Consider the following 23,917-nt stretch of genomic DNA (forward strand, 5'->3'; position numbering starts at 1 on the left):
GCCCGATTCCCGCCGACCCGGAAATTGTGACAGCACCCCTCCTCGGCGGGGCTGCAACAGGCTTTCCCGGTGCGTTGCGGCGCATGCGCCGCACCCCGCCTCAGCGCCCCTCGCGGCGCATCGCGCCGATCAGGTCGCGCACCAGCTGCGCCGTCTCCTGCGGCCGCTCCATCGGGTACAGGTGGCCGCCCTCGATAAAGCGCAGATTCGGGCCGACCAGCTTGCGGGTGGCACCCAGCCCACACTGGCGCACCTCGCGCGAACGCGTGCCGGCGACAAAGCCGACCGGCACCGGCGCGCCGCGCGCCACCTTGCGCCCCAGGCTGGTCGGCAGCGTGCGGTAGATCCAGTATTCGACCTCGCGGTCAAAGCGCAGCCGCCGCTCGTTGTCCTTGCCGGTCGGCTCGGTGCCGTGGATGGCGTAGTCGCGCAGCACCTCTTGGTCCCACACCGCGAAGTTGGGCTTGGCGCGGAAGTGTTCCCAGACCGCCTCGGCGTCCGGCCAGTGGGTGCGCCGGTTTTTGGTCACCGCCGCCGGGCCGGGCTTTTCGTCCATGCCGAACATCTGGGCGGTCTTCAGCAGCGACGCGCGCCAGCCGGCAATGATCGGCGAATCCAGCATCACCACGCCGCGCACGCGCTCCGGGCGCCGCAGCGCCGCCATCAGCGACAGGAAGCCGCCCAGCGAATGGCCCACCAGCCACACCGGCTCGTGGTACTGGCGGTCGATCTCGCCGAGCAGCTCCTCCACCAGGTGCGGCCAGCCGCGCGTCACCGGGAATTCAGGCTTGTGCCCGTAGCGGTCCACGGCGCGGAATTCGAAGTCGCCGTCCAGTTCGCCGAACAGCTTGCGGTAGGTGGTCACCGGGAAGCCGTTGGCATGGGAAAAATGAATGATCTCGCGCATCGCTTGTTTCCTCGCCCGGCCTCAGTCCTGGGTACGCGACGGATTGCGCTTGGCGCGCACCGGCTGGCCCCAGCGGTCGGCCTCGCCGGGACGCGCCAGCGAGAATTCCGCGGGCGCGCCGGGATCCCACTCGGGATTGTGGATCTCGCCGAAGACCTGGCGCAGGCGCTGCCCCCAGGTGTCGCGGATCATGCGGAAGTAGGCGTTGCGCTCGTCGATGTTGACGAAGCGCGTCACGCACAGCGTATCGGCCTCATAGACCAGCAGGTCCAGCGGCAGGCCGACCGAGATATTCGACTTGAGCGTCGAATCCATCGAGATCAGCGCGCATTTGGCCCCCTCGGCCAGCGGCAGCGACGGGTGCACCACGCGGTCGATGATGGGCTTGCCGTACTTGGCCTCGCCGATCTGGAAGTAGCAGTTCTCGGGCGTGGCCTCGACAAAATTGCCGGCCGCGTAGATGTTGAACAGCCGCACGCGTTCACCGCGCACCTGGCCGCCGAAGGTCAGGCTGACATTGAATTCGATGCCGGCATCGCGCAGCGCATGCGCATCGCGCTTGTGCACCTGGCGCACCGCCTCGCCGACGATGGAAGCGGCCTCGAACATGTCGCGCGCGGTCCACAGCGAGCGCTTCTCGTCATGGTTCTCGGCCAGGATCTGGCGCACCGACTGGCTGATCGCCAGGTTGCCGGCGGTCATCAGCACCATCACGCGGTCGCCGGGCTCTTCGAACACCGTCATCTTGCGCGACGTGGAGATGGCATCTACCCCCGCATTGGTGCGGGAATCGGACAGGAATACCAGGCCGGCATCCAGCCGCATGGCTACACAGTAAGTCATGGTCTTGTTTTGGTGTGCTTTGCGGCGGCCGGAAGTGGCCAGCCGATGGCCTGCATACCCGGGATTCTAGCGCCCGTATTGCGGCACCGCGCCCTGTCTGGAATCAGGCACCTAATCAGGTAAAAAGCGGCGTGATGCTCACATCAACTTCAAGCGTCTCGCCGGACCCCCCTTCCAGGATGCCCCTGACTGGTGCAGCCGACGCATAATCGCGCCCCACCGCGAGGCGTATATGACGCTCGTCGGTCAGGCAGCCGTGGGTGATGTCGACGCTGCACCACACCTCGCGCGCCGGGTCCAGGCATACGTCGGCCCAGGCATGGCTGGCCATCTCGATCGCGGCCGGATCGTAGAAGTATCCGCTCACATAGCGTGCCGGGATACCGAGCGCCCGGCACGCCGCCACCATCACCTGCGCCTGGTCCTGGCACACGCCGCTGCCCAGGCTGAAGGCCTCGGCCGCCGAGGTGCCGACGTCAGTGGTGTTGGGCTTGTAGCGCACCCGCTCCGCAATCCCCTGGGCCAACGCCAGCAGCGCCGGAATCTCGTGCCCGGCCGCCAGGAACGGCGCGGCAAACGCCTGCATCTCCGGCGGAGCCGAGGTCAGTGGCGTGCTGCCGAGGAAGTACAGCGGCGACACCCGGGACTCGCCGGGGGGCGGAGCGTCGCAGAACGCATGGTGGCCGTCCCGGTCGAGGTCGCCATGCGGCGGCAGCACTTCCACCTCGCCGCTGGCTTCGATCGAGATGGTGCCGGTCGGTCCGGCCACCGTGAAGTTGTGCACGATATTGCCGAATCCGTCGCGCGCCGCCGACGGATTGCCAGGCGCGACCAGTTGCCAGCGGTGCACCGTCTGCAGCGGGCCCGAACGCGGCTCGAGCCGCACTTCGTGCACGCTGCGGCGCACCGGCTCGGCGTAGCGGTAAACAGTATGGTGGTGGATCTTGTATTTCACGGTATCAGGGCGCGGCGGCGGCACATGGAGGCTGCCGGCGGCCCATTTCAGGCAGCCAGCAGCGGCACGAGGAAGTCCCGGCTGATGCCATTGCCGAGATCGCCGATGCGCTCCAGGAAGCTGGTCAGGTACGCGTGCAGGCCGACCGCGAAAATATCGTCGATGCGCGCGTACTTCAGGTCGGCGTGGAGTTTACCAGCCTGGCGCTCGGTTTCCGCCGATTGCTGGTTGCGCACCGTATGCAGGATGGCCACCACCTCGTCCATGCTCGACACCAGCGAGCGCGGCATGTCGGGCCGCAGGATCAGCAGCTCGGCCACGCGCTGCGGCGTAATGACCGCGCGATAGACCTTGCGGTAGACCTCGAAGCCCGAGACCGAGCGCAGCACCGCGGCCCAGTGATAGAAATCGTTCTGGTCGCGGTTGGCATCGCTCTCGTCGCTGCCCGATGCCTGGAACTTGACGTCGAGGATCCGCGCGGTGTTGTCGGCGCGCTCCAGGAACGTGCCCAGCCGCATGAAGTGGAAGGCATCGTCCTTGAGCATGGTGCCGAACTGGACCCCGCGCGCCAGGTGCGAGCGGAACTTGACCCATTCGAAGAACGCCGACGGGTCCTCCTTCAGCACGCCGTCGGCGATCAGGCGCTGCACCTCCAGCCAGGTCGTGTTGACGGTCTCCCAGACCTCGGTGGTCAGCGAGCCGCGCACCGCGCGCGCATTCTCGCGCGCCGCGCGCAGGCAGCTCATGATGGACGAGGCGTTGGTCATGTCGCGCACCATGAAGTCGATCACATCGTCGCGCGACAGCAGTCCGTACTTGTGGTCGAAGACATCGGTCAGCTCCGAGATATCGAGCATGGCCCACCAGCCCTGCTCGGCCACCTCGGCCGATTGCGGCAGGAGCGAGGTCTGGTAGTTGACGTCGAGCATGCGCGCGGTGTTCTCCGCGCGCTCGGTATAGCGGGCCATCCAGAACAGGTGGTCGGCGGTGCGGCTCAGCATGTGGGCTCTCCTGGCGTGGCGGCGGTCGCCATGGCGGTCGTTGCGGCGGTCATCATGTGGTTCGCGTTCATCGTTCCAGCACCCAGGTGTCCTTGGTGCCGCCCCCTTGCGAGGAATTCACCACCAGCGAGCCCTCGCGCAGCGCCACGCGGGTCAGCCCGCCAGGCACCATGCGCACCTCCTTGCCCGACAGCACGAACGGGCGCAGGTCGATATGGCGCGGCGCGATGCCCGACTCCACATAGGTCGGGCAGGTCGACAGCGCCAGCGTCGGCTGCGCGATGTACTGCTCCGGGCGCGCCTTCACCACTTCGCGGAAGGCATCGATCTCGGCCCGCGTGGCGGCCGGGCCGACCAGCATGCCGTAGCCGCCGGCGCCGTGGGTCTCCTTGACCACCAGTTCTTCCATATGGTCCAGCACGTACTGCAGGTCGTCCGGGCGCCGGCACATATAGGTCGGCACGTTGCTGAGGATGGCCTCTTCGCCCAGGTAGAAGCGGATCATGTCGGGCACGTACGGATAGATCGACTTGTCGTCGGCCACGCCCGTGCCGATGGCGTTGCAGATAGTCACGTTGCCGGCGCGGTAGACCGACAGCAAGCCGGCCGCGCCCAGCGAGGAATCGTGGCGGAACACCAGCGGGTCGAGGAAGTCGTCGTCGACGCGGCGGTAGATCACGTCGACGCGCTGCGGGCCCTGCGTGGTGCGCATGAACAGGTGGTCGTCCTCGACGAAGAGATCGCTGCCTTCGACCAGTTCCACGCCCATCTGCTGCGCCAGGAAGGCATGCTCGAAGTAGGCCGAGTTGTACATGCCCGGCGTCAGCACCACCACGGTGGGATCGGCAATGGCCTGCGGCGACACCCCGCGCAGCATGTCGAGCAACAGGTCAGGATAGTGGGCCACCGGCGCCACGCGGTTGCGCGCGAACAGGTCCGGGAACAACCGCATCATCATCTTGCGGTTTTCCAGCATGTACGACACGCCCGAGGGCACGCGCAGGTTGTCTTCCAGCACGTAGAACTCGCCCTCGCCGGCGCGCACCACGTCGATGCCGGCCACGTGCGCATAGATGTCGTGCGGCACGTTGACGCCGAGCATCTCGGGCCGGTACTGGGCGTTGTTGTAGATCTGGTCGGGCGGGATCACGCCGGCGCGGATGATGTCCTGGCCGTGGTAGATATCGTGGACAAAGCGGTTGAGCGCGGCCACGCGCTGGCGCAGCCCTTTTTCCAGCAGCGCCCATTCGTTCGCCGGGAAGATGCGCGGGATCACGTCGAACGGAATGGTGCGTTCGGTGCCGCTGTTGGCTTCATCCTTGTCGCCGTAGACGGCAAAGGTAATGCCCACGCGCCGGAAGATCAGGTCGGCCTCGGCGCGCTTGTTGCCCATCGTGCCTTCAGACTGCCGCGCCAGCCAGTCAGCGAAATGCCGGTAATGCGGGCGCACCGCGCCTTCAGGCAACGCCTGCCCCGCCTGGATAACCCATTGCGCCCCGTCCGTGCGCCAGTCCAGCATCTCGTCGAAATACCGCCCCGCCATGATGGCCGTTCCTCCATGTCGCGGGCTTCCGGTGCTACCGCTTCACTGCGACTTCGTGGTCGCTACCGGCTGCCCTGGTTTTGCCCTGGCTTTCCCGTCCCCAGCCCGCCGCGCCTGCCCGTTCGGGACGCTCACGGCGATACTGTCGAGTCACTGGCCCTTTCAGCATACCCGTACCGGCGAAACCCGCAAGCTGGCGGGTGCCGGCCGGCACGGAAAGTGAACTAGCAAGATGTCTGCCAGCGCACGCAAAAACGGCCGCCAGCCAGGCTGGCGGCCGCTTGCGGGCTGCACGGGAACGGGGCCGGCCGGAACGGTCGGCGAGGTCAGCAGGTCAGCGCGCCGCGCCGGCGCCCTGCGGCACCGTGGCCTGCAGGATGGTGGCGACCAGCGCCTCGGGCGACTGGCGGATGTCGAGCACCAGCGCGTCGCTGGGCTCTTCCAGCGTATCGAACTGGCTTTGCAGCAGGTCGGGGTTGAAGAAGTGTTCCGTGCGCGCGGACAGGCGCGTGCCGATCAGCGATGCATCGCCCTTCATGAAGACGAAGGTCACGCCGCCGTCGGGCGGGGTCAGCCGGTCGCGGTAGGCCTGGCGCAGTGCCGAGCAGGTGAACACATGGGTGCGGCCTTCGGCCCGGGCCGCGTCGATGGCGGCGCGCATGGCCGCCAGCCATGGCCAGCGGTCTTCGTCGGTCAGCGGGACGCCAGCGTGCATCTTGGCCTTGTTGGCGTCGCTGTGGAATGCATCGGCGTCATGGAAGCCGCAGCCCAGTCGCTGCGCCAGCAACTGGCCGACCGTGGTCTTGCCGCTGCCGGAAACGCCCATCAGGATATAGATCATGTCTGCTCCGTCGGTCTTGGTATCGGATGGTGTCGCCATCCTTGTCTGTCCTTGTCGGTCCAGCTGGACGTCCTTGCGGCGGCGCAAAGACGTCGGGGGGGCGCTGCCGCCCCGCAGGGAACTTCAGGGGAAAATCGGCCTCAGGCCTGGCTATTGTGCGACGGTTTGCGCCGCTGCGGTACGTTGGCGCCCGCCTGCGCCGGCCCCAACATCCGCCTCGGACAGGTCAAGTGCGCTGCCGCCCTCTTCCGCGATGCGCGCGTGGCGCCGGAACAGGCCGAACAGGCCGCGCCCCAGGCTGAATTGCGCGAAATCGTCGTCCGGCGCCGCGGCCAGCTCGCGCGCCGCGAATTCACGTTCGTCGCCCAGCCACTGCAGCGTGCCGGCAACGGCATCGACACGGATGCGGTCGCCGTCGCGCACGCGCGCGAGCGCGCCGCCGGCCAGCGCCTCGGGGCCAACGTGGATCACCGCCGGCACCTTGCCCGACGCGCCGGACATGCGGCCGTCGGTCACCAGCGCCACCTTGTGGCCGGCGTCCTGCAGCGCGCCCAGCACCGGGGTCAGGCGGTGCAGCTCGGGCATGCCGTTGGCGTTCGGCCCCTGGAAACGCACCACCGCGACCAGGTCGCCGGTCAGCTCGCCCGCATCGAAGGCCGCCTGCAGCGCCTCCTGCGCATCGAACACCCGCACCGGGGCTTCGACCACGCGGTGCTCCGGCGCCACCGCCGAGACCTTGATCACGCCGCGGCCCAGGTTGCCCTGCATCAGCCGCAACCCGCCCTCGGCCGAGAAAGGCTCCGCGACCGTCGCCAGCACCTGCGCGTCGCCGCTGTGCGCCGCGCCGTCGCGCCAGCGCAGCACGCCGTCGGCCATCACCGGCTCCTGCGCATAGCGGGCCAGCCCGGGGCCGGCCACGGTCTGCACGTCCTCATGCAGCAGGCCGGCCTGCAGCAGTTCGCGGATGACGAAACCGGCGCCGCCCGCGGCATGGAAGTGGTTCACATCGGCCGAGCCATTCGGGTAGACGCGCGCCAGCAGCGGCGTGATGCGCGACAGCAGGTCGAAATCGTTCCAGTCGATGACGATGCCCGCGGCGCGCGCCATCGCCACCAGGTGGATGGTGTGGTTGGTGGAGCCGCCGGTCGCCAGCAGGCCGACCATGGCGTTGGCAATGGCGCGCTCGTCGACGATGCGCGCCAGCGGCAGGTATTCGTCGCCGCGCGCGCGCAGGGCGATCGCGCGTTGCGCGGCCGCCGCGGTCAGCGCATCGCGCAGGCCGCTGTCCGGGTGCACGAAGGCCGCGCCCGGCAGGTGCAGGCCCATGATTTCCATCAGGAACTGGTTGCTGTTGGCGGTGCCGTAGAAGGTGCAGGTGCCGGCGCCGTGGTAGGCCTGGCATTCGGCTTCGAGCAGCGCATCGCGCCCGACCTGGCCGGTGGCGTAGAGCTGGCGCACGCGCGCCTTCTCCTTGTTGGGCAGCCCGCTGGCCATCGGGCCCGCCGGCACGAACACCATCGGCAGGTGGCCGAACTGCAGCGCGCCCATCAGCAGGCCGGGCACGATCTTGTCGCACACGCCCAGCATCAGCGCCGCATCAAAGGTGTTGTGCGACAGCGCCACCGCGGTGCCCATCGCAATCGCATCGCGCGAGAACAGCGACAGCTCCATGCCCGGGTTGCCCTGCGTGATGCCGTCGCACATCGCCGGCACGCCGCCCGCCACCTGCGCCACCGCGCCCACCGCGCGCGCGGCCTCGCGGATCACGGCGGGGTAGCGCTCGTACGGCTGGTGCGCCGACAGCATGTCGTTGTACGCGGTGACGATGCCCAGGTTGGGGGCATGGTCGACGCGCAGCTTCAGCTTGTCGTTGGCCGGCAATGCGGCAAAGCCGTGCGCCAGGTTGGCGCAGGACATGCCGCGCAGCGGCCCCAGTTCAGCCTGCGCGCGCTCGCAGCGGGCAAGGTAGGCGGCGCGGCTGGCGCGGCTGCGCGCGACGATGCGCTCGGTGACGGCAAGAAGCTCGGCATGGACGGCAGAAGGCATGGCGGAGACGTTCCTTGTGGGCTTGGTGGCGGCGCGGCAATGCCGCGCCATCGCATGTAGATTTTCTACAGATCGCCGCCATTATACCGAGCGCGAGCACGCCGTCGACCCGCTCATGCATCACAATTGCGCAGAAATTCCCGGAATCAGGGCAAACCCCGAGGGCGGGCGACGCACCATTTCGGGCAAGATGCGGCGCCATCCGATGTAGAATCTCTACATATCCGCAACCCCCGACACTGCCTCCCGCCGCCATGCGCGACCGAATCCTAGCCGTCTACGACACGCTCCGCCCTTCTGAACGCCGCCTGGCCGACTATGTCGCCCGGCATGGCGCCGCCGTGATCCGGCTGTCGATGCCCGAGCTGGCCGAGCGCGCCGGCGTGTCGCAGCCCACCATCGCGCGCTTCTGCGCGGCGCTGGGCTACGACGGCTTCCGCGAATTCAAGCTGCAGTTCGCGCAGAACGTTGGCGGCGGCACGCCCTTCGTGCACCAGGACGTCGCGGCCGACGACCGCCCCGCGGACATCGCCGGCAAGGTCTTCGACCGCACCATTGCCACGCTGATGAGCGTGCGCAATGCGCTGTCGGCCGACCAGATCGAGCATGGCATCCAGCTGCTCGCCGGCGCGCGCCGCATCGAGTTCTACGGCTGCGGCAACTCCGGCATCGTCGCGCTGGATATCCAGCACAAGTTCTTCCGCCTGGGCATGCCGACGGTTGCGTATTCCGACCCGCACGTGTTCAGCATGTCGGCCGCGCTGCTCGCCCGTGGCGACGTGGCCGTGCTGGTCTCCAACAGCGGCCGCACCTGGGACATGCTGACCGCCGCCACGCTGGCGCGCAGCAGCGGCGCCAGCGTGCTGGCAATCACGCACAGCGGCTCGCCGCTGGCGCGGCTGGCTGACGTCTGCGTGTTTTCCGACGTCGAGGAAGACAGCGAGGTCTACACGCCGATGACCTCGCGCATCAGCCACCTGGTGCTGGGCGACGTCCTGGCCGCCGGCGTGGCGCTTGCGCGCGCCGACACCGTCGCCCCCCGCCTGCAGCGCGCCAAGGCGCATCTGCGCGAACGACGCATTGCCGGTGCGGAGCCGGCCCGGCCAGTACCGCCGGCACGAAACCGCGCCAGGCCCGCCGCAGCCGAGCCAGCCACGCCCGCGCTGCCCGCCACCCGCACGCGCCGCCGCAAGGCCAGTTGACGCTAACGCGGCGCCGGCGGCCGCGCCCGCCAGTAGCGCGGCTGCGCCTGCCGGAACACCGACAACGCAAAGCCCCCGGGCGCAGTGTCCATGGTCACCGCGCCGGTTTCATCGGTCCGGTAGCGCAGGACGCCCGCGCGGCCGTAGCGCTCCCACACCTCGCCGCTCGGGTGGCGATAGCGGTTGGCATAACCCAGCTGGAACACCGCCGCCGACGGGCGCACTGCCTCCAGCCAGGCTGCACCGGATGAGGTGCCGCTGCCATGGTGGGCCACCACCAGCACGTCGGCACGCAGCACCTCGGCCGGCAACCTGTCGATCAACGCACGCTCCTGCGCCACGCCGATGTCTCCGGTCAGCAGCAGGCTGTGCGCCGCCGCATCCACGCGCAGCACGCAGCTGCGCGCATTGCTGGCAATGGCTGCCTGCTGCGCCTGCTCCGCGAGCGGATGCAGCACGGTAAAGCGCACGCCGTCCCACTCCCATTGCTGGCCCGCCGCGCATGGCGACCAGTCATTGGCCGCCGACCCAAGCAGAACGTGACCGGCAGGCGCTCCGGTGCTGCGCGCGGACACGGCCACCGCCGCCGTGATGTCCGCCACGCCGCCGGCATGGTCGGTGTCCTCATGGCTGACCATCAGGTGGTCGATCCGGCCAACCCCCTCGCCCCGCAGCAATGGCACCACCACCTGCGCACCGGCGCTGGATCCCGACGCATAAGACGGCCCGGTGTCATACAGCAGCGCATGGGCGCGCGTTCGCACCAGCACCGCCGTGCCCTGCCCCACGTCCAGCATCACCGCGCGGAACTCGCCATGCGCAACCGGCGGGCCGCGCGCCAGCAGCATCGGCAACATCAGCAGCCCGCCGTGCAGGCGCGCGCGCGCGGTGGCGACCGGCGCGACCAGCAGCCCGACACCGAGCGCCGCCAGCACCAGCGCCAACGGCCCCGCGCTGGCCGCTTCCCACATCGCCCATGGCAGCGCCGAAAGCCAGCCCAGCACCGCGGCCAGCGCCACCATAGCCAGGTGGGCCACCGCCAGCACCGGCCCGGCCAGCGCCATCGGCAAGGCGGCGCCGAGCAAAGCCAGCGGCGTCACCAGCAGGCTGACGACCGGGATCGCCACCGCATTGGCCAACGGCGACACCACCGATACCTGGCCGAACAGCAGCAACGTCAGCGGCACCAGCCCGATGGTCACGGCCCACTGCGTGCGCGCCCCGGCGGCGAGCACGGACCGCAGGCGTTGCCAACGCCCTTCCGTCGAAGCATCCCGGCCGGGCCGGGCCGCGAAGAAGATCACGGCCACCGCGCCGAAGGACAGCCAGAAGCCGGGCAACATCACCGCCCACGGATCCAGCAGCAATGCCACCAGCGCCGCCCACGCCAGCACCACCGAGGCGGGCGGCGCACGCGCACTCCATACCGCAATGGCCGCCACGCAGAGCATGGCCACGGTGCGCAGCGCCGGGACCTGCATGCCGGCCAGCAGGCCGTAAGCCAGCGCACTGGCCACGGCCGCCACCAGCGCGGCCTGCCGGGCCGGCAGCCACAGCGGCAACGGCCGGCGCAGCCAGCGGCCGAGTCCGAACGAATGCCGCCACAACAGCCCGGCAAGCGACGCCGCCATGCCGGCGATCATGGTGATATGCAGCCCGGAGATCGCGACCAGGTGGCTGACGCCGGTGCGCCGGAACAGTTGCCAGTCGTCCGCATCGATACCGCGCTGGTCGCCAATGACCAGCGCGGTCAGCACTGCGCCAAAGCGCGCATCGGCCGGCAGCGCCGCGCGCAGGTGATCGCGCACGGCGGCGCGCACGGCCTCAATGCGCCATGCCAGCCGCTCCGCGGACGCGTCCTGCGGCGGCCCTTGTGCGCGGCGCACATAGCCGGTGGCGCCATAGCCCTGCGCCAGCAGCCAATAGGCGTAGTCAGAACCAAAAGGATTGGCGAGTCCGCGCGGACGCCGCAGGCGCAGGGTCAGCGTGAGGCGCTGCCCGGGACGCAGGTCGGGCGGTGCGCCACGCCAGTTGAGGATCACGCGGCGCGGCAGAGGCTGGCCCGCATCACCCTGCTCCACAGTCAAGGCAAAACGCGTCCCGGTGGCGGCATCCGCCGGCAGCCCCGACACCACGCCGCGCACGTCGAGGTCGCGCGCCTCCAGCGTGGCCGGCAGCCAGTCGCGCATGCGCAGTTCGGCCCGCCAGGCCGCCCAGCAGAAGGCGGCGCCGAACGCCAGCCCGGCAAGCGCCAGGCCATGCAGCACGACGTGCAGGCGCCTACCCCACAAGGCGATGCCGAGAGCGACCAATGTCAGCGCCACAGCACCGAGGCGCAGGCCATCCTGCGGCGGCAGCATTGACTGCTGCTGCAGCGTCCAGCATCCCGCGACGAAAGCCACCACGAACCAGCGCACCACAACTCTCCTGCGTGTTCTGCACAGAGACGGTTGTACCGCCGCAGTGGGGCTGGAACCTTGTCAGGCTGTCAGGAGGAAGTGAAGTTGTGTGACTGGATTCAGTACAGCACGCCGGTGATTCGGATGGGGTGAGAGCGGGCGCATCGACGAAGTCTGACCGGCGAAGTCCTGTCTACCTCAGGCCCGGTCGTGGCGCCATGCTTTCGGCAAAGGTTCCTAGCCGCGGCATCGCATCCACGGCGTTGCGCCATGTCGCGTGCGCCAGCGTCATCGCATCGATGCCGCGCAATTCAGCCATCACACGCGCCACGCCCGCCACCTCCGCCGGCGTGTTGCGCGCCTTGTGCTGTTCGCCGAACTGATCGTCAGACAGCCACGCCGGCGCCATGTCGGGTGCGTCGGTTTCCAGCACCAGCGCCTCCAGCGGCAGCTCCGTCGCCAGCCGGCGGATCTGCCGCGCACGGCTGAAAGTGACGTTGCCGCCGAAGCCGAGCTTCAGGCCCTGCTCGACAAAGCGCCGCGCCTGTTCATTGCTGCCGTTGAAGGCGTGGGCAATGCCGCGCTTCACGCCCAGCTTGCGCAGTTGCGCGCCAACCTGGTCCTGCGACTTGCGCACATGCAGCAGCACCGGCAGGTCAAATTCGCGCGCAATCTTCAGTTGCTCCGCGTAGAGCCAGGTCTGGTGCTCAGCATCCAGCCCCGCGACGAAGAAGTCGAGCCCGATCTCGCCGATGCCGACAAAGCGCGGGTCGCCCATGCTCGCCGCCACCTCGCGCCGCAGCGTGTCAAGGTCGGCCTGGCCGGCGCCGGGCGAGCACAGCGGATGGATGCCGAGTGCATAGACGCAGCGCACATCGTGGCGCGCCAGCGCGCGCACTGCCTCGAAGTTCCTCGCTGCCACCGCCGGCACCACGATGCCGCGCACGCCGGCGGCCTCGGCCGCGTCGGCCACCTGCTGGCGGTCAGCGTCGAACTCGCTGGCGTCGAGGTGGCAGTGGGTGTCGATCCACATGGGCCGGCCCGCTCAGCGTTCCTGGTGCAGGTGCCCGTCGCGCAGCCGCAGCACGCGATCGCAGCGTCCGGCCAGGTCCAGGTCATGGGTGACGATGATGAAGCTGGTGCCGAGCGTGCGCGACAGTTCCAGCATCAGGTCATAGACGCCGCCGGCGGTGTGGTCGTCGAGGTTGCCGGTGGGTTCGTCGGCCAGCACGCAGGCCGGCTGCCCCACCAGCGCGCGCGCGATCGCCACGCGCTGGCGCTCGCCGCCGGACAGCTCGCCCGGGCGGTGCTTCGCGCGCCCGCCCAGGCCCACGCGCTCCAGCATGGCCTGCGCCACGCCGCGCGCGTCATGCTGGGTCAGGCCGCGGATGCGCATCGGCATGGCCACGTTGTCCAGCGCGGTGAATTCCGGCAGCAGGTGGTGGAACTGGTAGACGAAGCCCAGCTGGCGGTTGCGCACCACGTTGCGCTCGCGCTCGCGCAGCGCCGTGAAGGGCTTGCCGAGCAGCGCGACGCGGCCGGAGTCGGGCTCATCCAGCCCGCCCAGCACATGCAGCAGCGTGCTCTTGCCCGAGCCCGAGGCGCCGACGATGGCAACTTTCTCGCCGGCATCGACGCGCACATCGACGCCGCGCAGCACGTCCACGTCGAGTTCGCCCTGGCGGAAACGCTTGGTCAGGCCCTCGGCCACCAGCACCGGCGAGCCGGTGCGCGGCTGGTCCGCGGCGGGCGTGGGGGTCTCGGCATGCAACACGGCTTCACTCATAGCGCAGCGCCTCCGCCGGGTTGACGCGGGCGGCACGCCAGCTGGGATAGAGCGTGGCCAGCGTGGCCAGCACGAAGGAGATGATGCCGATGGTGGCGATGTCGTTCACGCGGGGATCCGAAGGCAGTTCGCTGATGAAATAGATGTCGCGCGGCAGGAACTGCACGTGCAGCAGCCGCTCGATGAAAGGCACGATCACGTCGATATTGGTGGCGATCAGCGTGCCGCCGGCCACGCCCAGGACGGTGCCGATAAAGCCGATGGCCACGCCCTGCACGATAAAGATCTTCATGATCGAGCCCGGCTGCGCGCCCATGGTGCGCAGGATGGCGATATCGGCCTGCTTGTCGGTGACGGTCATCACCAGGGTCGACACCAGATTGAACGCGGCCACCGCGATGATCAGCGTCAGGATGATGAACATCATGCGCTTCTCGGTCTGCACCGCGGCAAACCAGTTGCGGTTCTGCTTGGACCAGTCGCGCAGGTAGAGCTCGCCCGACATGGTGCCGGCCAGCTCGTTGGCCACCTGCGGCGCGCGCTGCATGTCCTGCAGCTTCAGGCGCACGCCGGTGGGGCCGCTCAGGCGGAACAGGGTCTCGGCGTCATGCATGTTGACCAGCGCCAGCGCGCTGTCGAACTCGAAGTGCCCGGACGAGAACACGCCCACCACGGTGAACTGCTTGAGCCGCGGCAGCACGCCCGCCGGCGTGATGGTGCCCTGCGGCGCCACCAGCGTGACCTTGTCGCCGACCTGCACGCCCATGGCGTTGGCCAGCTCGTTGCCCAGCGCGATGCCGAAGCCGCCCGGCTCCAGCGCCGTCATGCTGCCGGCCCGGAACTGGCTGCCGATGTCGGAGACCTTGGGCTCCTGCGACGGCTCCACGCCGCGCAGCAGCACGCCGCGCACGGCGTCGTCGCGGGTCAGCATGGCCTGGGCCGCGACATAGGGCGCGGCGCCGGTCACTTCCTTGTTCTGCAAGGCCTCGGCCGCGGTCTTCTGCCAGTCCGGCAGCGCCGACGGGCCGATCACTTCGATATGCGCCAGCACCGACAGCATGCGGTCGCGCACTTCCTTCTGGAAGCCGTTCATCACCGACAGCACCACGATCAGCGCGGCCACGCCAAGGGCGATCCCGAACATCGAGATCATCGAGATGAACGAAATGAAGGTGTTGCGGCTGGCGCGCTTGCTTGCGCGGGTGTATCGCCAGCCGATCTGCCACTCGTAGGGAAAGTTCAAGAGGATTCCTGTTGTTTCGGGAAAGCGCCGGTGCCCGGTGGAGGGGCGCCGGCGGCACGCATGCGGGCCATCGGGTGCGCCGCCTGCCTCTCGCAAGACTGGCGCCGGCCAGCCGGGAGTTTACAATCTCGCCACCATGATGACGCACCTGACCCTGATTGTGCCCTTTTCCGTCCCGCCGGGCGCCGGCGACGACGGCCGGGACGATGTCGTCCCCGGCGCGCTGCTGCGGCAGTTGGAGCTGCCCGCGCTCGGAAAGTTGCTGACCCGGGCCGAGCCCGGCCCGCGCGAGCGGCATGACGACCCCTTCCTGCGCAGCCTGCCGCAGGAGCGCTGGCTGGCCGGCAAGGCGGGGTTGGACCCGGTCCGGGTGCCGCTGGCGCCCTATATGCGGCTGGCCGACAGTGGCGGCGCCGTCCCCGCCACCCCCGATGGCCAGTCCTGGACCTGCCTGCAGCCGGTGCACATCCACGCCGCGCGCGATCACCTGGTGCTGATGCCGCCCGCCCAGCTGGGCATCCGGCCGCAGGAAGCCGCGGCCCTGCGCGCCGCCATCGACGAACTGCTGCTGGAATCGGGCATCGCGCTGGAATCGCCCTGCCCGCAGCGCTGGTACCTGCCCGAAGCCGTATTCGGCCCGCTGGAGGCGACCACGCCGCTGCGCGCGGCGGGCCGCAATATCGATATCTGGATGCAGGCCGGCGAACGCGCCCGCGACTGGCGCCGCCTGCAGAACGAGATCCAGATGACCTGGTACGACCACCGCGTCAACCAGGCCCGCGAGGCCGCCGGCGAGGCGCCGGTCAATTCGGTCTGGCTGTACGGCGGCGGCGCGCTGCAGCCGGTGCCGCGGCTGGCCGATACGGTGCTGAGCAACGATCCCTTCCTGAGCGGGCTGGCCCTGGCCGCGGGCAGCCGCGTGCTGCCGGTGCCGGCCGGCCTGGCTGGCGCCAGCGCGGTGCAGGGCACGGTGCTGGCCATGCTCGACAGCGCCACCGAAGCGCATATCGCCGAAGACTGGGGCCTGTGGCTGGACCGCATGCATGCGCTGGATGCCGACTGGTTCGCGCCGGCACTGGAAGCACTGGTGGCCGGCCAGGTCGGCGCCATCACGCTGGTGCTGGCCGGCGAGAATCACTTTGCCGAGTTCACCGTGCGCCGTGCCGACCTGCGCAAGTTCTGGCGCGGAATGGGCCAGCGCGGCGACTGGCGCGCACTGCTGTCCGACCTCGCCTATGCCGCATAAAGCCGCCTGACACGCGCCGCCCCTACTGAAACATCACCTGCCGCCCCGCCCATGACCCGGATCGCCATCCGCCAATACTCTCCCGAACACGCCAGCTCGCTGGCGGCCGCCGGCCTGCACCCCACGCTGGCGCGCATCCTGGCCGCGCGCGGCGTGGCGCGCGCGGCCGAGCTGGCCACCGACCTGCCCGAACTGGTGCCGCCCGCAGCCATGAAGGGCATCGGCCACGCCGCAGCCTACCTGGCCGACGCCATCGCCGCCGGCAAGCGCCTGCTGATCGTGGCCGACTATGACTGCGACGGCGCCACCGCCTGCGCGGTGGGCGTGCGCGGGCTGCGCATGCTGGGCGCGCGGGTGGAATACATCGTGCCGAACCGCTTCGAGTACGGCTACGGCCTGACCCCGGAGATCGTGGCGCTGGCGGCCAGGCAGCAGCCGGACGTGATCGTCACGGTCGACAACGGCATCGCCAGCGTCGACGGGGTGGCCGCGGCCAATGCGCTGGGCATCGACGTGGTGGTGACCGACCACCACCTGCCGGGGTCGGAGCTGCCGCAGGCCGCGGTGATCGTCAACCCGAACCAGCCGGGCTGCGAATTCCCCAGCAAGAACCTGGCGGGCGTGGGCGTGATGTTCTACGTGCTGCTGGCGCTGCGCGCCGAACTGCGCCAGCGCGGCGTCTATACCCAGGCCACGCAGCCGCCGCTGCAGACGCTGCTGGACCTGGTGGCGCTGGGCACGGTGGCCGACGTGGTCAAGCTGGATACCAACAACCGCATCCTGGTGGCACAGGGCCTGCGCCGCATGCGCGCAGGACGGATGCAGCCGGGCGTGGCGGCGCTGTTCCGCGCCGCCGGGCGCGAGGCGGCGCGCGCCAATACCTTCGACCTGGGTTTCGGGCTGGGTCCGCGCCTGAACGCGGCCGGCCGGCTGGCGGACATGTCGCTGGGCATTGAATGCCTGCTGACGGAAGATGCCAACCGCGCATGGGAGATCGCGCAGGAGCTGGACAGCATGAACCGCGAGCGGCGCGACATCGAGGCCGGCATGCAGCAGGAGGCGCTGCAGATCCTGGAGCAGCCGCTGGCCGGCCCGGACCCCTCAGCGCGCTTCACCGTCAGCGTGTTCAACGACACCTGGCACCAGGGCGTGATCGGCATCGTGGCGTCGCGTCTGAAAGACAAGTTCCACCGCCCCACCATCACCTTCGCCCCGGGCGACGAGACCACCGTCAAGGGCTCGGGCCGCTCGATCCCCGGCTTCCACCTGCGCGATGCGCTTGACCTGGTGTCCAAGCGCCATCCCGGCATGCTGCTCAAGTTCGGCGGCCACGCCATGGCGGCCGGGCTGACCGTGCGCGCCGAGCGTTTTGCCGAGTTCCAGGAGGCCTTCGAGGCGGTCGGCCGCGAATGGCTGACCGACGACCAGCTGGCGCGCGTGATCGAGACCGATGGCGATATCGAGGACCAGTGCTTCAGCCCGGAATTCGTCACCCTGCTGGAGCAGCAGGTATGGGGCCAGGGCTTCCCGGCGCCGACCTTCTGCGGCGAGTTCGACGTGCTGCGCCAGAGCGTGCTCAAGGGCAAGCACCTGAAGCTGCAGCTCGGGCGCGGCAGCCAGCGCCTCGACGCGATCTGGTTCAACCATGCCGACTCGCTCGGCGCCAGCGCACAGGTGGCCTACCGGCTCGACAACAACACCTTCAACGGCGTCACCCGCGTGCAGCTGGTGATCGAACACGCGCAGTAGCGTGCTCCCGGGGGCTCCCCCCGTTCAGCCCCGCGACGGCAGGTAGGCAGCGGGATCCACTGGCTTGCCGTTGCCGCGCACCTCGAAGTGCAGCTCGCTCGGGCTCGCGCCCATGCGGCCCACGTCCTGCCCTGCCGAGACCTGGGCGCCTTCCGTGACCAGCGGCTGGTCCAGGTTGCCGTAGACGGTCAGCCAGTCGTCGCTGTGCTTGACGATCACCAGCATGCCGTAGCCGCGCAGGTTGCCGACGTGGATGGCGCGCCCGGCGGCGGCGGCGCGCACCGCGCCGTTGGCCGGCACCGCGATGCTCAGGCCCTTGCTGGCCGGCGGCGCGAAGCCGGCGGTGACGCGCCCGTCGGCCGGCCATTGCAGGCGGATGCTGCTGGCGTGCGGCCGGGAGGCCGGGCCGCTGTCGACACGCGGGGTATCGGTCACGGCCTGGCCGGCCGAAGCACTGCCTGAGGCACCACCCGGCGGCCGCACGCGGATCAGCTGGCCCACCTCGATCTGGCTGGGGCTGGTGATGTCGCTGTTCCAGCGGGTCAGGTCGCGTACGCTGCGGCGGTGCTTGCGCGCGATCGAATACAGCGTGTCGCCGCGCTCGACGCGGTAGTAGCCGTCCGGCACGGGACCGCCCGTGGTGCCGCAGCCGGCCGCGACCGCGGCCGCGGCGGCCAGCAGCAGGCCCAGCGCGCGGCGCCGGCCTGGTTCGATGTCATGTCTGGTTTGCGTCATTCGTCCCTGTTCTTTGTCGTGCCGGGGGCGGCTTGCGACCCGTATTATCGCCGCGTGCGTCGCCCGGCACCGGCGGATAGACCGCGCCGCGGCCAATCCGTTCGGTCCGCGGCCCGCCGAGGCGGTCCGGAAGCCCCGGGTTGCCGCGCCGATCCGCTATAATTCGAGGTTTTCGAAGCGCAGGAACATCATGGAAGCAGAACGCCTCAACGCCATCTCCGGTGCCATCTCCGATCTCCGTTCGCGAACGGAAGATCTACGGGGGTATCTTTGACTACGATGTCAAAGTAGGAAGGCTGGACGAAGTCAACGGTTTGCTGGAAGACCCCGACGTCTGGAACAACCCCAAGCGGGCCCAGGACCTCGGCAAGGAAAAGAAGGCAATCGAGGGCGTGGTAAGCGTGCTCAGCAAGCTCACCGACGACCTCAGCGGCGCCGAAGAGCTGTTTGAGCTCGCCAGGGAAGAAGGCGACGACGACACCCTCGAAGCGATCGAGGCCGACGTCAAGGGCTTCGAGGAGATCGTCGCGGGCATGGAATTCCGCCGCATGTTCTCGGGCGAGATGGACCAGGCCAACGCCTTTATCGACATCCAGGCCGGCGCTGGCGGCACCGAAGCGTGCGACTGGGCCTCGATGCTGCTGCGCCAGTACCTGAAGTACTGCGAGCGCAAGGGCTTCAAGGCCGAGGTGCTGGAAGAGTCCGAAGGCGACGTGGCCGGCATCAAGAGCGCGACCATCAAGATCGAGGGCGAATACGCCTTCGGCTACCTGCGTACTGAAACCGGCGTACACCGCCTGGTGCGCAAGTCGCCGTTCGATTCGTCGGGCGGGCGCCATACCTCGTTCTCGTCGGTGTTCGTCTACCCCGAGGTCGACGATTCGTTCGAGGTCGAGGTCAACCCGGCGGACCTGCGCGTGGACACCTACCGCGCCTCGGGGGCGGGCGGCCAGCACATCAACAAGACCGATTCGGCCGTGCGGATCACGCACATCCCTACCGGAATCGTGGTGCAGTGCCAGAACGACCGCTCACAGCACCGCAACCGTGCCGAAGCCATGTCGATGCTGAAATCGCGCCTGTACGAGCACGAGATGCGCAAGCGCCAGGCCGAGGCCGACAAGCTCGAAGCCGGCAAGACCGACGTGGGCTGGGGCCACCAGATCCGCTCCTACGTGCTGGACCAGAGCCGCATCAAGGACCTGCGCACCAACGTGGAAATGTCCAACACCCAGAAGGTGCTGGACGGCGACCTGGACCCGTTCATCGAGGCCAGCCTCAAGCAGGGACTGTAAGGCCGTACCGGGCCGCCCGCGGCGGCACAGCAACATCACCGCAATCGCTGGATCATCGCTGTACCGCCGCAGCTGCGGCCTTTCCGACCGGGGCACCATGAGCGAAGCCAATCACCTCTACATCATCACCGGCGCCTCGCGCGGGCTGGGCGCGGCACTGACCAATGCCCTGCTCGTGCCGGGCAACCGACTGATCTGCGTGGCGCGCAGCCGCAACAGCGAGCTCGAGCGCATCGCCACCATGAGCGGCGTGCCGGTGGCCTGGCACCTGCAGGACCTGTCGCAGGCCGGCCCCGCCGCAACCTGGCTCGCCAGCGTGCTCGATACGCTCGACATCCCGCCGACCAGCGCCACGCTGATCCTGAACGCGGGCGTGGTCGAACCGATCGGCCCGGTCACGCGCCTGCAGGAGAAAACCCTGGTGCCGCACCTGCTGACCAACCTGGCGGCGCCGATGACGATGACCGCGGCGTTCCTGGAGCGCACCGAGAAGTTCGACTGCCCGCGCAAGGTGCTGGCGATCTCCTCCGGCGCGGCGCGCCGCCCGGTCGAAGGCTGGAGCGCCTACTGCGCCGGCAAGGCCGGGCTGGACATGTTCATGCGCTCGGTCAACGCCGAGTACGCCCAGGCCGAAGCCCCGCGCACCGTGCGCGCCGTGGCGCTGGCCCCGGGCGTGATCGACACCGGCATGCAGGCCACCATCCGCAATGCCGACTTCGCCCAGGTGCAGCGCTTCCGCGAGCTGAAAGCCAATGAACAGCTGGCGTCGGCCGAGGAAACCGCCGGCCGCATCGTCGCCTACCTGCACCGCCCGGATTTCGGCAGCACCGAGCTGGACGATCTCCGCAACTACTAAGCCGCACCCATCAAGCCATCTGAATCCGCGCGCGGCACGCCGCGCGCCCGATCCGACAAGACATCATGACTGAACCGAACCGCGCCCAGGCCAAGCCAGCCGCCGCAGATACTCCCGCCGTCGACGAGAACAAGATCATCGCGGAGCGGCGCGAGAAACTGGCCGCGCTGCGCCAGCAAGGCGTGCCCTTCCCCAACGATTTCCGCCCCACCCACCAGGCCGCCGCGCTGCAGGCGCAATACACCGAGACCGAGCAGGCCACGCTCGAGGCCGCGCCGGTCGAGGTCGCCATCGCCGGGCGCATGATGCTCAAGCGCGTGATGGGCAAGGCCAGCTTTGCCACGGTGCAGGACGGCAGCGGCCAGATCCAGTTCTACATCACCCGCGACAAGGTCGGCGAAGAGGTCTACGCGGCCTTCAAGCACTGGGACCTGGGCGACATCATCAGCGCCCGCGGCGAACTGTTCCGCACCAACAAGGGCGAGCTGTCGGTGCAGGTGCGCGAGCTGCGCCTGCTGTCCAAGTCGCTGCGTCCGCTGCCGGACAAGTTCCACGGCCTGGCCGACCAGGAAATGAAGTACCGCCAGCGCTATGTCGACCTGATCGTGTCGCCGGAAACACGCAACACCTTCCGCGCCCGCACCAATGCGATCTCGTCGCTGCGCCGCCATATGGCCGATGCCGGCTTCATGGAAGTGGAAACGCCGATGCTGCACCCGATCCCGGGCGGCGCCGCGGCCAAGCCCTTCATCACGCACCACAATGCGCTGGACATGCAGATGTTCATGCGCATCGCGCCCGAGCTGTACCTGAAGCGCCTGATCGTCGGCGGCTTCGAGCGTGTGTTCGAGATCAACCGCAACTTCCGCAACGAAGGGGTGAGCCCGCGCCACAACCCCGAGTTCACCATGATGGAGTTCTACGCGGCCTACACGGACTACCGCTGGCTGATGGACTTCACCGAGGACCTGATCCGCAAGGCCGCGATCGATGCGCGCGGCAGTGCCGTGCTGACCTACCAGGACCGCGAGCTGGACCTGTCCAAGCCGTTCCATCGGCTGACGATCTGCCAGGCGATCCAGAAGTTCGCACCGCAGTACACCGATGCGCAACTGGCCGATGCCGGGTTCCTGCGCACCGAGCTGAAGAAGTTCGGCGTCAACACCAACGCGCCGCAGTTCCTCAACGCCGGCCTGGGCACGCTGCAACTGGTGCTGTTCGAGGAAACCGCGGAAAGCCAGCTGTGGGAGCCGACCTTCATCGTCGACTACCCGGTCGAGGTCTCGCCGCTGGCACGCGCCTCGGACACGGTGCCTGGCATCACCGAGCGCTTTGAACTGTTCATCACCGGCCGCGAGATCGCCAACGGCTTCTCGGAGCTGAACGATGCCGAGGACCAGGCCGACCGTTTCCGCAAGCAGGTCGAGCAGAAGGACGCCGGCGATGAAGAAGCCATGTACTTCGACGCCGACTACATCCGCGCGCTGGAATACGGCATGCCCCCGACGGGCGGCTGCGGCATCGGCATCGACCGCCTGGTGATGCTGCTGACGGATAGCCCGAATATCCGCGACGTCATCCTGTTCCCGCACCTGCGCCGGGAAGACTGAGCAAGCGCTTTGGCAAGATGAAGCCCCACCGAATCGGTGGGGCTTTTTCCTTGGGGCGCCGCCAATGTCATGCCAAGCCGCCGAATGTTACAGCCTGGCCCCGTGATATGCGCCCCAACCAACCATAAGGCATTGATATAAAAGATATTTTCCGCCTACATATATTTACAAAAACAAACGGAAAACCCCACCCGCTTCGGCCACACTGGTTCCATCCCAACGCGGCCTTCGCCGCACCGGAGCCATAGCAATGCAAAGCCAAGCCACCCCGAACGACAACACCCCTGCCCCGCTGCCGCCGCAACGCCGGCTGCATCCGCTCGTCGGTGCGGCAGCCGTCGCCGTGGTGATCGCCAGCCTGACCGCGGTCGCCGCCGTCACTGGCGTGCTGCCGATCGGCAAGGCCAGCCCTGACCTGCCGGCGCAGGCCGGTGCGCAGGCAGACCCGCAAGGGCCGCTGCCGGTCACGGCAGCGCCCGCCCCGGGCAGCACAACCCGGCCGCCGGTCTACAACGACGGCCAGCAGCGCCCGGCCGGCCAGGATGCCACCGGTTCGTCGCAAGCCGCGCCACGCACCGCCCCGGCACGCCAGGCCGCGCAGCGCGACAGCGAGCCGCGCGCCAGCCAGCGTGCCGACACCGAGCGCCAGGCTGCCAAGGGCAGCCCCTACGCCGGCCGTATCGTCTCGGTGACGCCGATCCAGACCCAGAAGCCCAACACCAGCGGCCTGGGCGCGCTCGGCGGGGCCGTGGTGGGCGGGCTGCTGGGCAACCAGGTCGGCAAGGGCAATGGCCGCATCGTCGGCACCGTGGTGGGTGCCGTGGGTGGCGGCGTGGCCGGCAACCAGATCGAGAAGACCGTCAGCAAGGACACGCACTATGAAGTGCGCGTGCGCATGGATGACGGCAGCCACCGCACCTTCACCTACGAGAAAGACCCCGCCGTGCAGCCAGGCGAGCGCGTGCACCTGGAGAACGGCGCGCTGATGCGGGGCTGATCCGGCTCTCGCGCAGCAGCAAAGCAAAAGGCCGGCAATTTGCCGGCCTTTTGTCGCCATCCCGATACTGCGTCGCTTATTCGGCTTCCTGGATCCAGGCCTGCTGGATCGCCTCCAGGATCTTCTCGCCCGAGCGCTCGGGCGCGTCGGCAAAGCCGTCGAGCTCCAGCACCCAGCGGCGCAGGTCAGTGAAGCGCACGCCCGCCGGATCGACATCCGGGAACTTGTCATACAGCGCTTCGGCAATGGCGTAGGTATCGGTCCACTTCATGGGATTGTTCTCCGCTGAGATTTGCCGGCCGCTCAGTGGCCTTCCTTGGCGTGGTTGATGGTGTACTTCGGGATTTCGATGGTCAGGTCTTCATCATCGACGATGGCCTGGCACGACAGCCGCGAATTCGGCTCCAGCCCCCAGGCCTTGTCGAGCAGGTCTTCTTCCTTCTCCTCGGCTTCGTTGAGCGAATTGAAGCCCTCGCGCACGATCACGTGGCAGGTGGTGCAGGCGCACGACTTCTCGCACGCATGCTCGATCTCGATGCCGTGCGAGAGCAGCGCGTCGCAGACGCTGACGCCCTTCTCGGCTTCGATCACCGTCCCTTCCGGGCAATATTCAACGTGGGGCAAAACAACGATCTGTGGCATGTGGTGTCCTGATGTCTGTAT

The 23,917-nt window shown here is 68.8% G+C and carries 22 protein-coding genes; 8 read left to right on the forward strand and 14 right to left on the reverse strand.

Annotated elements, in window-relative coordinates:
• Window positions 1-100 precede the first annotated feature (100 nt).
• The 7 genes from AC3WRI_RS11250 to edd all read right to left on the reverse strand — a co-directional run bounded on the left by AC3WRI_RS11250 (window position 101) and on the right by edd (window position 8,136).
• Window positions 101-907 (reverse strand): alpha/beta fold hydrolase, encoded by an 807-nt coding sequence (locus tag AC3WRI_RS11250; RefSeq protein ID WP_010809000.1) that lies wholly within the window; start codon window positions 905-907, stop codon window positions 101-103.
• Between the two features lie 21 nt (window positions 908-928).
• Entirely contained in the window at window positions 929-1,750 is an 822-nt protein-coding gene (locus AC3WRI_RS11255) for a proteasome-type protease (protein WP_492293337.1), read from the reverse strand.
• 115 nt (window positions 1,751-1,865) lie between these two features.
• Complete coding sequence (locus AC3WRI_RS11260; protein WP_193385847.1) at window positions 1,866-2,705, reverse strand: transglutaminase family protein; 840 nt, start codon at window positions 2,703-2,705, stop codon at window positions 1,866-1,868.
• Between the two features lie 47 nt (window positions 2,706-2,752).
• Window positions 2,753-3,706 carry an alpha-E domain-containing protein gene (locus AC3WRI_RS11265; protein ID WP_010809003.1) on the reverse strand — a complete coding sequence of 318 codons (954 nt, stop codon included), beginning with the start codon at window positions 3,704-3,706 and terminating at the stop codon, window positions 2,753-2,755.
• Between the two features lie 67 nt (window positions 3,707-3,773).
• Entirely contained in the window at window positions 3,774-5,249 is a 1,476-nt protein-coding gene (locus tag AC3WRI_RS11270; RefSeq protein ID WP_010809004.1) for a circularly permuted type 2 ATP-grasp protein, read from the reverse strand.
• Between the two features lie 334 nt (window positions 5,250-5,583).
• A complete protein-coding gene (locus AC3WRI_RS11275) occupies window positions 5,584-6,090 on the reverse strand; it encodes a gluconokinase (RefSeq protein WP_037024362.1) in 507 nt (168 codons plus the stop codon).
• Window positions 6,091-6,240: 150 nt separating this feature from the next.
• Entirely contained in the window at window positions 6,241-8,136 is a 1,896-nt protein-coding gene (gene edd, locus AC3WRI_RS11280) for a phosphogluconate dehydratase (protein ID WP_011614918.1), read from the reverse strand.
• Between edd and AC3WRI_RS11285 the strand changes: the two genes are divergently transcribed.
• Both AC3WRI_RS11285 and AC3WRI_RS11290 read left to right on the forward strand, forming a co-directional pair.
• A complete protein-coding gene (locus tag AC3WRI_RS11285) occupies window positions 8,135-8,347 on the forward strand; it encodes a hypothetical protein (protein WP_136227752.1) in 213 nt (70 codons plus the stop codon). The two genes, edd and AC3WRI_RS11285, sit on opposite strands and share 2 nt — an antisense overlap.
• Window positions 8,348-8,390: 43 nt before the next feature.
• On the forward strand, window positions 8,391-9,338 hold the full coding sequence (locus tag AC3WRI_RS11290) for a MurR/RpiR family transcriptional regulator (protein ID WP_011614917.1): 948 nt from the start codon (window positions 8,391-8,393) through the stop codon (window positions 9,336-9,338).
• Between the two features lie 2 nt (window positions 9,339-9,340).
• Here AC3WRI_RS11290 and AC3WRI_RS11295 read toward each other — a convergent pair whose 3' ends face one another.
• The 4 genes from AC3WRI_RS11295 to AC3WRI_RS11310 all read right to left on the reverse strand — a co-directional run bounded on the left by AC3WRI_RS11295 (window position 9,341) and on the right by AC3WRI_RS11310 (window position 14,766).
• The gene (locus AC3WRI_RS11295) at window positions 9,341-11,755 is read right to left on the reverse strand and encodes a DNA internalization-related competence protein ComEC/Rec2 (RefSeq protein ID WP_492293338.1); all 2,415 of its coding nucleotides are present in this window, start codon (window positions 11,753-11,755) and stop codon (window positions 9,341-9,343) included.
• A 175-nt stretch (window positions 11,756-11,930) separates the two neighbouring features.
• Window positions 11,931-12,770, reverse strand: a complete 840-nt coding sequence (locus AC3WRI_RS11300; protein ID WP_492293339.1) for a TatD family hydrolase — start codon at window positions 12,768-12,770, stop codon at window positions 11,931-11,933.
• A gap of 12 nt (window positions 12,771-12,782) precedes the next feature.
• Window positions 12,783-13,523, reverse strand: a complete 741-nt coding sequence (gene lolD / locus AC3WRI_RS11305) for a lipoprotein-releasing ABC transporter ATP-binding protein LolD (RefSeq protein WP_011614915.1) — start codon at window positions 13,521-13,523, stop codon at window positions 12,783-12,785.
• The gene (locus AC3WRI_RS11310) at window positions 13,516-14,766 is read right to left on the reverse strand and encodes a lipoprotein-releasing ABC transporter permease subunit (RefSeq protein ID WP_010809011.1); all 1,251 of its coding nucleotides are present in this window, start codon (window positions 14,764-14,766) and stop codon (window positions 13,516-13,518) included. The genes lolD and AC3WRI_RS11310 overlap by 8 nt, the downstream gene beginning before the upstream one ends.
• A gap of 136 nt (window positions 14,767-14,902) precedes the next feature.
• On the opposite strand from AC3WRI_RS11310, the gene AC3WRI_RS11315 reads away from it, so the two are divergent.
• Window positions 14,903-16,012: a hypothetical protein gene (locus AC3WRI_RS11315; protein WP_010809012.1), complete on the forward strand. Its 1,110-nt coding sequence runs from the start codon at window positions 14,903-14,905 to the stop codon at window positions 16,010-16,012.
• A 51-nt stretch (window positions 16,013-16,063) separates the two neighbouring features.
• Window positions 16,064-17,761, forward strand: coding sequence for a single-stranded-DNA-specific exonuclease RecJ (gene recJ / locus AC3WRI_RS11320; RefSeq protein WP_010809013.1), 1,698 nt, complete (start codon window positions 16,064-16,066; stop codon window positions 17,759-17,761).
• Between the two features lie 24 nt (window positions 17,762-17,785).
• On the opposite strand, the gene AC3WRI_RS11325 is transcribed toward recJ, so the two are convergent.
• A complete protein-coding gene (locus AC3WRI_RS11325; protein WP_492293340.1) occupies window positions 17,786-18,496 on the reverse strand; it encodes a peptidoglycan DD-metalloendopeptidase family protein in 711 nt (236 codons plus the stop codon).
• A 190-nt stretch (window positions 18,497-18,686) separates the two neighbouring features.
• On the opposite strand from AC3WRI_RS11325, the gene prfB reads away from it, so the two are divergent.
• From prfB to AC3WRI_RS11345, 4 genes are all read left to right on the forward strand, one after another.
• Window positions 18,687-19,791 (forward strand): peptide chain release factor 2 gene (prfB, locus tag AC3WRI_RS11330; RefSeq protein WP_099045607.1). Its coding sequence is split into 2 segments (ribosomal slippage): window positions 18,687-18,767 and window positions 18,769-19,791, totalling 1,104 coding nucleotides; the frame shifts between segments, so codons are not numbered across the junction.
• Window positions 19,792-19,888: 97 nt separating this feature from the next.
• Entirely contained in the window at window positions 19,889-20,647 is a 759-nt protein-coding gene (locus AC3WRI_RS11335; protein ID WP_010809016.1) for an SDR family oxidoreductase, read from the forward strand.
• Between the two features lie 65 nt (window positions 20,648-20,712).
• Window positions 20,713-22,257 (forward strand): lysine--tRNA ligase, encoded by a 1,545-nt coding sequence (gene lysS, locus AC3WRI_RS11340; RefSeq protein WP_058696916.1) that lies wholly within the window; start codon window positions 20,713-20,715, stop codon window positions 22,255-22,257.
• Window positions 22,258-22,507: 250 nt separating this feature from the next.
• Window positions 22,508-23,254 (forward strand): glycine zipper 2TM domain-containing protein, encoded by a 747-nt coding sequence (locus AC3WRI_RS11345; RefSeq protein ID WP_010809018.1) that lies wholly within the window; start codon window positions 22,508-22,510, stop codon window positions 23,252-23,254.
• Window positions 23,255-23,330: 76 nt separating this feature from the next.
• On the opposite strand, the gene iscX is transcribed toward AC3WRI_RS11345, so the two are convergent.
• Together iscX and fdx are read right to left on the reverse strand one after the other, a co-directional pair.
• Window positions 23,331-23,525 (reverse strand): Fe-S cluster assembly protein IscX, encoded by a 195-nt coding sequence (gene iscX, locus AC3WRI_RS11350; protein ID WP_010809019.1) that lies wholly within the window; start codon window positions 23,523-23,525, stop codon window positions 23,331-23,333.
• A gap of 32 nt (window positions 23,526-23,557) precedes the next feature.
• Window positions 23,558-23,896 (reverse strand): ISC system 2Fe-2S type ferredoxin, encoded by a 339-nt coding sequence (fdx, locus tag AC3WRI_RS11355; protein WP_010809020.1) that lies wholly within the window; start codon window positions 23,894-23,896, stop codon window positions 23,558-23,560.
• Window positions 23,897-23,917 lie beyond the last annotated feature (21 nt).

The organism is Cupriavidus sp. FW305-27 (assembly GCF_058787995.1).